Annotated in this window: 7 protein-coding genes; 5 read left to right on the top strand and 2 right to left on the bottom strand. The window is 73.0% G+C overall.

Annotated features, from left to right (window positions below):
- Positions 1-5: 5 nt before the first annotated feature.
- From AC07DS_RS19555 to asnB, 4 genes are all read left to right on the top strand, one after another.
- Entirely contained in the window at positions 6-2,504 is a 2,499-nt protein-coding gene (locus tag AC07DS_RS19555; RefSeq protein ID WP_479146902.1) for a thioester reductase domain-containing protein, read from the top strand.
- The gene (locus tag AC07DS_RS19550) at positions 2,501-3,640 is read left to right on the top strand and encodes an alpha/beta hydrolase (protein ID WP_479146900.1); all 1,140 of its coding nucleotides are present in this window, start codon (positions 2,501-2,503) and stop codon (positions 3,638-3,640) included. Before AC07DS_RS19555 ends, AC07DS_RS19550 begins: the two co-directional genes overlap by 4 nt.
- 62 nt (positions 3,641-3,702) lie before the next feature.
- Positions 3,703-4,482, top strand: a complete 780-nt coding sequence (locus AC07DS_RS19545) for an alpha/beta fold hydrolase (RefSeq protein ID WP_145881452.1) — start codon at positions 3,703-3,705, stop codon at positions 4,480-4,482.
- Between the two features lie 277 nt (positions 4,483-4,759).
- Positions 4,760-6,601: an asparagine synthase (glutamine-hydrolyzing) gene (gene asnB / locus AC07DS_RS19540; RefSeq protein ID WP_479146897.1), complete on the top strand. Its 1,842-nt coding sequence runs from the start codon at positions 4,760-4,762 to the stop codon at positions 6,599-6,601.
- Positions 6,602-6,703: 102 nt separating this feature from the next.
- Here the strand turns inward: asnB and AC07DS_RS19535 are convergent, their stop codons facing one another.
- Both AC07DS_RS19535 and AC07DS_RS19530 read right to left on the bottom strand, forming a co-directional pair.
- The gene (locus AC07DS_RS19535; RefSeq protein WP_479146895.1) at positions 6,704-7,231 is read right to left on the bottom strand and encodes a DUF4232 domain-containing protein; all 528 of its coding nucleotides are present in this window, start codon (positions 7,229-7,231) and stop codon (positions 6,704-6,706) included.
- A gap of 130 nt (positions 7,232-7,361) precedes the next feature.
- Positions 7,362-8,999: an alpha/beta hydrolase gene (locus tag AC07DS_RS19530; RefSeq protein ID WP_479146894.1), complete on the bottom strand. Its 1,638-nt coding sequence runs from the start codon at positions 8,997-8,999 to the stop codon at positions 7,362-7,364.
- 301 nt (positions 9,000-9,300) lie between these two features.
- Between AC07DS_RS19530 and AC07DS_RS19525 the strand changes: the two genes are divergently transcribed.
- Complete coding sequence (locus AC07DS_RS19525) at positions 9,301-9,948, top strand: chaplin (protein WP_479146892.1); 648 nt, start codon at positions 9,301-9,303, stop codon at positions 9,946-9,948.
- The last annotated feature ends 102 nt before the right edge of the window (positions 9,949-10,050 follow it).

The raw sequence follows: 10,050 nt of genomic DNA, 5'->3' as shown, positions 1-10,050 counted from the left end.
CTCTCATGCGTGACGTGAACGAGGAGTCGGCCTACGCCGGCCGGCGGGCGATCGCCGAGTCGATCGAACGGGGCGGCGGCGGACTCGGCGTGGCCGGCCTGCTGGCCAAGGTGCGGGCGGCGGACACCGGGCCCGAGCCCGCCCGGACCCCGGCACCCGACCTGGCGGGCCTGACGGCCGTCATCGCCGCCGCGGCCGGCCGCCACCTGCCCTCCGGCCGGCTGGCGCCCGACGCCGACTTCTTCGACGCGGGCGGCACATCCGTCGACGCGGTCGAGCTGGCCGCCGAACTGGAGGCCGAGCTGGGCATCGAGATCGACCTCGACGAGGTCTTCGCGGACGCCCGCCCGGCGAGTCTGGCCCGAAGGTGGCTGCTGCTGGTCGAGGCGACGACGACGCCCTCGTCCACACCGATACCGCTCGCCGCGGCACCGGCTGTCTCCGCACCGGGTGCCTCCCGGGCCGCGGCCGCGTCAGCCGCTGCACCGGGCATCTCCGCACCCAGCGCCCCCTCGGCCGCTCCCGCCGCGCCCGGTGTCTCCCCGGGCGCTCCCGCCTCGGCCGCCCCCCTCGCCGCCCCGGCGCCCGCCCCCCACACCCTCCCCGTCCCGTCCCCCCGCACCCCACCCGCCGTACCCGCCACCCCGTACCGGCCCGACGCCCCCCACTCCCGGGCCCGGCAGGAAGACCTCGACCAGATCCTGGCCGATCTCGCCCTCGCCGACCGGCTGCCGTTCACCGACGTGCCCGAGCCGCTCGCGCCGCGGCGGATCCTGCTGACCGGTGCGACCGGGTTCCTCGGCAGCCATATGCTGCTCGACCTGCTGCGGCACAGCGACGCGCATGTGTACTGCCTGGTCCGCGCGGCCGACGAGGCTGCCGCGACCGAACGGCTCGGCGCTCAGCTGCGCAGCTACAAGCTGCCGTGGTCCGCGGAGATACGCCGGCGCGTCACCGTGCTGCCCGGCGACATCCGCAGCCCGCGTCTCGGGCTCACCGACGAGCAGTGGCACACCCTCGCGCACGAACTCGACAGCATCGTCGGCGTCGCGGCCGCCGTGGACTTCCTGCGCGGCTACCAGTCGTTGAGAAGCAGCAACGTCCTCGGCACGCTCACCCTCGCCGAGCTGGCCGCGACCGGCCGGCCCAAGCCGCTGCACCACATCTCGTCCATCGCCGTGTTCAACGAGGTCGGCATCACGTCCATGGGCGAGGACGACCCGCTCGCCCACGTCGACCGGCTCATCTCCGGCTACGACCAGTCGAAGTGGGCCGCCGAGGTCGCGCTGCGCCGTGCACGCGACCACGGACTCGTCGTCACCGCGCTCCGCCCGGGCGGCATCGGCGGCCACACGAAGACCGGCGCCTACAACCCGCTGGACCTCAGCAGCGGCCTGACATCGGCCTTCGGCCGCTTCCGCACCGTACCGGCGTTCCGCTACCTCAACGCGGCTCCCGTCGACTGGGTCAGCCGGGTCGCGGTCGCCGCGATCTGCGAGCCCGACGCGTGGGGCTTCGACTACAACCTCACGGGTGTGCCCAACACCCTGGACGACGTCGTACAGGACATGGCTCTGGGCGGCATGCACGTCCGCGTCCAGGACTGGGACGAGTGGCGCGCCGACACGCTCGCCCGCCTGCAGGCCGAGCCGGTGCCCGAACTCGCCTTCCTCTCCCGGGTGCTGCAGAGCCCCACCGCGCTGAAGCTGTGCGAGGCGACCCTGAAGGGCCCCGCCGCCGGCGCGGACCGCACCGACGCCCTCGTCGCCGCCCTCGGCCTCACGCCGGCCGCCCGGTACGACGCCCAGGCCCAGATGAAGACCTTCGAGAAGCTCGCCGACGACGGCCTCGCCCGGCTTCCGCACAAGGACGACCAGCCCTACCTCTGGTTCGCCGAGACGACCGAGGGCACGGTCGGCCCGGTCGGGGCCGCCGCCGAGACCCCCTGCTCGATGGCGCTCACCCTGTCCATCGCCAGCATGTACCAGCTGGTGAAGGAGCGCCGGGTGGACGTCACGGGCGAGGTGACCTGCCCGGCGGTCCACCCGGAGCCGCTCACCGTGGAGCGCGGCGACGTCTGGGTCCGGCCCGAGGAGGGCATTCCGCTCCAGCACGGCCTCCGTCACCAACTCCTGCGCTACCGGCTGAGGCTGCGCGACGCGGACGGCGGCCAGTGGTGGCTGGAGGGCCGAAAGTACGCGCGGGCCCGCCGGGACCTGTGGCGCCAGACCCGCGCGCTCACCGTGGAGATCGGCCGCGAGGGCGAGGCCGCGAGTCTGCTGGGCGAGGTCGTCGTACCCGCCGACTCCTATGTCCGCGACCAGATCGACGGCATCAAGGTGGACCCGCGTCTGACCGCTCAGGAGAAGCGGGCGGCCAAGCTGACCTGGCTCGCCTGGTTCGGCCTGGAGATGGGCCGCGGCCTGCTCGCCCCGTTCGCCCGGGCCGCGGCGGACCTTCTCGACCTGCGCCGCACCCCGACCCTCAGGGAGCACCACCGATGATCTTCAGGACCACCTCCTCCCGGCCGGCCCGGCCGGCGCTCCGCAGGGTCCGCACCACCGAGGCCCTCCGCCCCCTGCGCCACCGCCTCGACCCGGCCCGTGTCGAGGAGATCCCGTTCCGCACGAGCGACGGCGTCCGCCTCGGCCTGACCCGCGTCGACACCGGGGACACCGGCCGGCCCGCCGTGCTGCTCCTGCACGGGCACACCGCCTCAGCCGACATGTTCCTGCTGCCCGAGACCCGCAACCTCGTGGACACGCTCCTCGACGACGGCTACGAGCCCTGGCTGCTGGACTGGCGGGGCAGCTGCCGGCTGCCGTACAACGAGACCGGCCGGCGCTACACCTACGACGACGTGGCGCTGTACGACATCCCCGAGGCCGTCGCCCACATCCGGGGACGCATCGGCGAGCGCCCGCTGTTCGTGGTCGCGCACTGCATCGGCTCGCTCACCCTGTCGCTGAGCATGACGGCCGGGCTGGTGCCGGGGCTTGCGGGCGTCGTCTCGCAGGGAGTCTTCCTGACGCCCAGGCTGGCGGGGCGGACGTCGCTGCGGATGTCCGTGGCGGGGGAGTTGCTGAAGACCCGGATCGACCACATCCCGGTCGACTTCCGCAAGGTGGGCCTGTGGTCGAAGTACACCCCGCTGTTCGCCCTGGCCGCCCGCAGGGCGAGCTGCCCCGATCCGACCTGCCAGATCCTGCACCACTCGGCCTGGGGCACGGGCGCCTCGCTGTTCGTCCACGAGAACCTGGCCGACGCCACCCACGACCGGCTGGCCGAGCTGCTCGGCCCCGCCCCGCTGTGGATCCTGCCGCACCTGCGCCGGATCGAGCTGGCCCGCAGCGTGGTCCGCTGGCACGACACCGACCACCGCTACCGGGCACTGCCGCAGAACGCCCTCGATGCGGCCGCCCGCATCGACACCCCGGTCCTACTGCTCTCGGGCAGCGAGAACGGGCTGTGGCTGGACTCCCAGCGGCTCTGCCACGAGGTGCTGGCCCGCCGGCAGCCGCAGCTGGACGTCTCCTACACCGAGATCCCGGGCTACGGTCACCTGGACACGTTCCTGGGCCGGGGCGCCGCCCTCGACGTCTTCGGTCACATCCTCGAATTCCTCGGGGAACGCCGGTGACGGCGGGGCGCGCGGCCGGTTACCGTACCGAGCAGTAACCGCAGCGTACCCAGGAGGCCCCCATGCCGCAGCTCGACGTCGACGGAGCCGTACTGACGTACGACGACGAGGGCCCCCGTGACGGCGCGGACGTGCCCGTGGTGTTCGTGCACGGCTGGACCGCGAACCGGCACCGCTGGGACCACCAGCTGGCGCACTTCTCGGCCGGCCGGCGGGTGATCCGGCTGGACCTGCGCGGGCACGGCGAGAGCACGGGGGCCGGGGTGCGCACGATCGCGGAGCTGGCGAAGGATGTCCTCGCCCTCCTCGACCACCTGGAGGTGGAGCGGTTCGTGCTGGTCGGCCACTCGATGGGCGGGATGATCTCCCAGACCATCGCCCTCTCCCACGCGGACCGGGTGGAGCGGATGGTGCTGGTCAACTCGATCGGGCGGATGACGTACAACCGCGGCCGGGGGCTGCTCATGGCCGCCTCCACCCTGGTGCCGTACAAGCTGTTCGTCGCGACCAACATCCAGCGGGCCTTCGCCCCGGGGTACCCGCGCGAGGAGGTCCGGGAGTACATCCGCTCCTCCGCCGACACCCCGCGCGAGGTCGTCATGACCCTGTACGGCGCCATGCGGGCCTTCGACCTCCTCGACCGGGCCGGTGAGATCGGCACGCCCACCCTGATGGTGCACGGCTACCACGACATCCAGCTGCCCGTGCGGCAGATGCTCCGGATGGCGAAGGCCTACCCGAACGCGGTGGTGCGCATCATCGACGCGGGCCATGAGCTGCCCGTGGAGAAGCCGGCCGAACTCACCGCTGCGCTCGACTGGTTTCTGACTGCGAAGGCCTAGCGCCGGAGCCGCTTGGCGAAGTTTTTGCCCGTGGCCGGTTCCTGTCCTGCCGGCCCGGTGCCACGGCGGTTCTTCCATTTCGCGCGGGCAAAACACGGCCGAAACCCTGAGGGAGTGTGGGCCGTCCGTGTTGCGCCCGCGTTGACCGCCGCGAGCGCCTGACGGAGGCTCGTCATATAGGTGCTCGATACAACCGGTTCGGCGGTCGCCTTCTGTCCACCCCGGAAAGCGCAGACGAGCGACGGGACGGCCGCCGGCCGGAGACGGGAGGCAGCGCATGTGCGGCATCACCGGTTGGGTCTCCTTCGACCGTGACCTGACCACCGAGTCCACCGCTCTGCATGCGATGACCGAGACGATGGCCTGTCGTGGCCCGGACGACCGGGGCACCTGGGCCGAGGGCCCCGCCGCCCTGGGCCACCGCCGCCTCGCGATCATCGACCTCCCCGGCGGCCGCCAGCCGATGTCCGTCCGCACCCCCGAGGGGGCCGTCGCCCTCGTCTACTCCGGGGAGGCGTACAACTTCACCGAACTGCGCCGCGAACTCACCGACCGCGGCCACCGGTTCACGACCGACTCCGACACCGAGGTCGTCCTCCACGGCTACCTCGAATGGGGCGACGCCGTCGCCGAGCGGCTGAACGGCATGTACGCCTTCGCCGTGTGGGACGCCCGCCACGACCGGCTGGTCATGATCCGCGACCGCATGGGGATCAAGCCGTTCTACTACCACCCGACCCCGGACGGCGTCCTGTTCGGTTCCGAACCCAAGGCGATCCTCGCCAACCCGCTCGCCCGGCCCCGTGTCGCCCTGGACGGCCTGCGCGAGATGTTCACCATGGTCAAGACTCCGGGACACGCCGTGTGGGACGGCATGCACGAGGTCGAACCCGGCGCCGTCGTCACCGTCGACCGCGCGGGCCTGCGCACCCGCGTCTACTGGCGGCTGGAGACCCGTGCGCACAGCGACGACCGCGACACCACCGTCGCCACCGTGCGCTCGCTCCTGGACGACATCGTGCGCCGCCAGCTGGTCGCCGACGTCCCGCGCTGCACCCTGCTCTCCGGCGGCCTCGACTCCTCCGCCATGACCGCGCTCGCCGCCCGGCAGCTCGCCGAGCACGGCGAGAAGGTCCGCAGCTTCTCCGTCGACTTCGTCGGCCAGACCGACAACTTCGTCGCCGACGAGCTGCGCGGCACCCCGGACACCCCCTTCGTGCACGACGTGGCCCGGCTCGCCCGAACCGACCACCAGGACATCGTCCTGGACGCCCAGTCCCTCGCCGACCCGGGCGTGCGGGAGAAGGTGATCCGCGCCCGCGACCTGCCGGCCGGCTTCGGCGACATGGACACCTCGCTGCTGCTGCTCTTCCGGGCCATCCGGGACCAGTCCACGGTCGCCCTGTCCGGCGAGTCGGCCGACGAGGTCTTCGGCGGCTACCTGCAGTTCTTCGACGAGGAGGCCCGCCGCGCCGAGACCTTCCCCTGGCTGGTGCACTTCGGCCGCCACTTCGGCGACGACGCCGGCGTACTGCGCCCCGACCTGGCCAAGACCCTGGACCTGGAGCGATACGTCGCCGACGGCTACCGCACCGCCGTCGCCGTCATCCACCGCCTGGACGGCGAGAGCGACTTCGAGTACCGGATGCGGCAGATCTGCCACCTGCACCTGACCCGCTTCGTCCGCACCCTGCTCGACCGCAAGGACCGGATGAGCATGGCCGTCGGCCTGGAGGTCCGGGTGCCGTACTGCGACCACCGGCTCGTCGAGTACGTCTACAACACGCCCTGGTCGCTGAAGTCCTTCGACGGCCGGGAGAAGAGCCTGCTCAGGGAAGCCACCGCGGACCTCCTGCCGCGCTCGGTGTACGACCGGGTCAAGAGCCCGTACCCGTCCACCCAGGACCCGCGGTACGCCCGTGCCCTGCAGGTCCAGGTGAGGGACCTCCTCGCCCGGCCCTCCCACCGCGTCTTCGACCTGGTCGACCGGGAGCGGATCCGGGAGGCCGCCGAGAACGACACCCCCGTCAGCACCCAGGTGGCCCGCCGCGGCCTGGAGCGCGCCCTGGACCTCGCCCAGTGGCTCGACCTCTACAACCCGGAACTGACCCTCGCCTGAGGCCCCGGCACCGGGTCCGCGGCTCCCCGGTCCCCGGCCCCCTGGGGAGCGCCCTCGGCCGTGGCCGGGTACCCGGTGCGCGGGGCTCCCCGGAGCCGGCCCTCAGCCGTGGCGCAGTGCCCGGTCCGCGGCCGCCGCCGTCGGCTGCCACCACGTCGTCACCGGCTCCCACACCCGGACCTCGCTCCCGGTGCCGAGCTGTGCGGCGGTGAAGGCGCGGCCCCACTGGGAGGCCGACGCGGCCACGGTGATCGTGTCCACCCGGCGGGCCTCGGGGTCCGCCGGGTCGACGATGGTGCGCACGGCCGCGTAGGCGGTCCTCCCGGCCCCGAGCCGGTACGTGCCTCCCCCACCGCCCTCCGGCACCGGCAGCGCGGCACCGTCCAGGTCACCGAAGGTGACCGTGGGCACCCGGTCCACGACACAGGCCCTGGCGCCGATGTTGGTCACCCTGACCCGCACCACGGCGGGATCGCCGGACGCGGCCTTCGCCCGCAGGCTCAGTGCCTTCTCCGCGCAGCGGGCGGGCCGGGCGTGCCCCGTGGCCGCCTGGCCCGGCGGCGCGGTCAGCAGCAGGGCCGCCGCGGCGGCGGAGGCGGCGGGTACGGCGATGACGGCGCGGAAACGCATGGCGGGTGCCCCCTGTCACGGTCATGTACGGGTACGGCGGGCCGAGGCGCGCCTGCCCGGTGTGACGTCCGGGCCGGCCGGGAGGTTGTGCCGGAATCACGCCTGACACCCGGTTGCGCTGCTCCTGTCATCAATTAGTGGTGTTCGTGGCGGAGCTCCAGGTGTTCCCGTCCGCGGGGCAGGAGCTGCCGCTCGGTGGCAGGGTGCCGTACAGCAGGAAGTCGTTGACCTTGCGGTGCACGCACGTGGACGACGAGTAGCCGGTGTGTCCGTCGCCCTTGTTGTCGAGCACGACGGCGGAGGAACCGAGCCGCCCGGCCGTCTCCTCGGTCCAGCGGTACGGCGTCGCCGGGTCGCCGCGCGTGCCCACGAGCAGCAGCTTCGCCGAGTCGAGGTTCTTGACCCGGTCGCGGATGAACGTCGTGCCCTTGGGGCGGCCGTAGCACATCAGCAGCTGGGTGAGCCGGAAGCGGCCGAAGACCGGCGAGGCCTGGTCGTAGGCGGCCTGGAGATCCTTCAGGTCCCTGGCGATCTGTGCTTCGCCGGGCCGGTCGGGGTCGTCCGCGCAGTTGATCGCCATCAGCGCGGCCGGCAGGTTGTCCGCCGGGACGTCCTGGGCGTCCACGAGCCCGCCGTCCCGCCTCGCGCCGCCCTGGGCCTTCCCCTGGCCGTCCTGCCGGACGGGCACGGCGAAACCGCCGCCGGCGGTGAGGCCGAGCAGCCGCCGCGTGTCGCCGTCCTCGACCAGCGAGACGAGCGCACGCTCCAGCGAGGGCCACATCTCCTTGCTGTACAGGGCCTGCCCGATGGCGCCCACCAGGTCCTGGCCGGAGAACGTGCCGCCGAAGTCCGTGGGCACCGGGTTCTCGTCGAGCGAGCGCACCAGCTGGACGACCTGGTCCCCGGCCATGCGCCGGTCCTGCCCGAACGGGCACGCGATGTCGGTCGTACACCAGTCCAGGAAGTCGTCGAGTGCGGTCTGCTGCCCCTCGGCGCCCGCCAGGCCCTGCTCGGACAGCGGCTCCGTCAGGGTGTCCACGCCGTCCAGGGCCATCCGGCCGAGCTTGTCCGGGAACTGCGCCGCGTACACCGCACCGAGCCGGGTGCCGTAGGAGAAGCCCAGGTAGTTGAGCTTCTTGTCGGCGAGGGCCTGGCGGATGACGTCCATGTCCCGGGCGGCGTTCACGGTGCCTATGTGCCGCAGGACCGGGCCGGAGTGTTTGGCGCACTGGTCGGCGGCCTGCCGCAGCTTCTGCAGCAGGGCCTGGGGGTGGCCGATGTCGGCGTTCTGGCCCATCGCCGCCGCGGCCTCCTCGGTGCCCTGGCCGCAGCTGACGGGGGAGGAGCGGCCGACGCCGCGCGGGTCGAACGTGACCACGTCGTAGCCGTTGGTCAGGTCCATGAACTGCTTGCCGCCCCCGGAGAGTTCGGGGATGCCCGCGCCGCCGGGCCCGCCGAAGTTCAGCAGCACCGAGCCCCGCGACCTACCGGTGGCCCGGTACCGGGCCAGGGCCAGGTCGAGGGTGCCCGCGTTCGGGTGTTCGTAGTCGAGCGGGACGGTCACCTTCGCGCACTGGAGGTCCTTCGGCATGTCCGGGCCCGCACAGGCCGCCCACGACGGCTTCTGCCGGTAGAAGCGGGACAGGTCCGGCTGCGGCTGGTCGGCGGCGGCCGCCACGGGCAGCCCGGACCCGAGCAGCGCCAGGGTGAGGGCTCCGGCGCCCGCGCAGCGCCGTACGGCGGGCCGGGTGGACAGCTTGACCAGCATCGATCGCCTCCCGGGGCACGCCCGCCGCGGACCGGGGCCGTGCCCTCGCTCACCATAAGCGGGCCTTGTGCGGGCCGCCTCCGGGCGCCATGTCCGATTATCCGGCTTTCGCGGCTTCAGTCTTGATCAATGATCTTTCGATTGCTTTACGTGCAGTTCGAGTGATCATGTCACTCGACGGGGTGAAAGGCCGATAAGCCATAACTCGGATGGTTCGTATGCGTTTTCTGGGATGCGGGTGAGTGCCCGCGACGAAGTCTGGAAGGCAGGGAAACCTATGAGACGGGCTACCCGAAACGGTGTGATCGCCGTCGTCGCCGCCTCCGGCGCGATGGCTGTGGCGATGCCGGTGTCCGCCGCCTTCGCGGCCGACGGGGCCGCCGCCGACGGTTCGGCGGCCGGTTCGCCCGGTGTGCTCTCCGGCAACACCGTCCAGCTCCCGGTGCACGTCCCGCTGAACGTGTGCGGCAACACCGTGAACGTGGTGGGGCTGCTGAACCCCGCCGCCGGCAACGCCTGCGCGAACGGCGGCGGTGGCGGCAACGGCGCCTCGTCGACGTCCGGCGGCGCCTCGTCGTCCGGCGGTGCGTCGGCGCAGGGCGGCACGGAGGACTCACCCGGTGTGCTCTCCGGCAACGGGGTCCAGCTCCCCGTCCACCTGCCGGTGAACGTCAGCGGCAACTCCGTCGACGTCGTCGGCGTGGGCAACCCGGCCACGGGCAACCACTCGGTCAACACCCACCACCCGGCTCCGACCCCGAAGCCACCGGCCCCCACCAAGGCCCACCCGCACGCCCCGGACACCCCGCGCCCCGCCGCGCAGCCGCCCGGGGCCACCCTGGCCCACACCGGAAGCGACCTCATGGCCCCCGCGGTCGCGGGCAGCGCCGCGCTCCTGCTCACGGGCGCGACCCTGTACCGCCGCTTCCGCCCCGGCCGGGACCGCTGACCCCCACATGCGCAGAGCGGCCCCGCCGGACGCCGGCCCGGTGGGGCCGTCGGCGTGGGCCGGTCCGGGTCCTGTCCGGCGCGCGCTGCCAACGCGTCCCAC

This window comes from Streptomyces sp. NPDC044064, from assembly GCF_056434245.1.
This window is presented reverse-complemented; position numbering and strand designations above follow the sequence as displayed.

Excerpts from the sequence above, each read along its gene's own strand:
- AC07DS_RS19550 (WP_479146900.1), top strand. The coding sequence starts at position 2,501 with ATGATCTTCAGGACCACCTCCTCCCGGCCGGCCCGGCCGGCGCTCCGC.
- AC07DS_RS19535 (WP_479146895.1), bottom strand. The coding sequence starts at position 7,231 with ATGCGTTTCCGCGCCGTCATCGCCGTACCCGCCGCCTCCGCCGCCGCG.
- AC07DS_RS19555 (WP_479146902.1), top strand. The coding sequence starts at position 6 with ATGCGTGACGTGAACGAGGAGTCGGCCTACGCCGGCCGGCGGGCGATC.
- AC07DS_RS19530 (WP_479146894.1), bottom strand. The coding sequence starts at position 8,999 with ATGCTGGTCAAGCTGTCCACCCGGCCCGCCGTACGGCGCTGCGCGGGC.
- AC07DS_RS19545 (WP_145881452.1), top strand. The coding sequence starts at position 3,703 with ATGCCGCAGCTCGACGTCGACGGAGCCGTACTGACGTACGACGACGAG.
- asnB (WP_479146897.1), top strand. The coding sequence starts at position 4,760 with ATGTGCGGCATCACCGGTTGGGTCTCCTTCGACCGTGACCTGACCACC.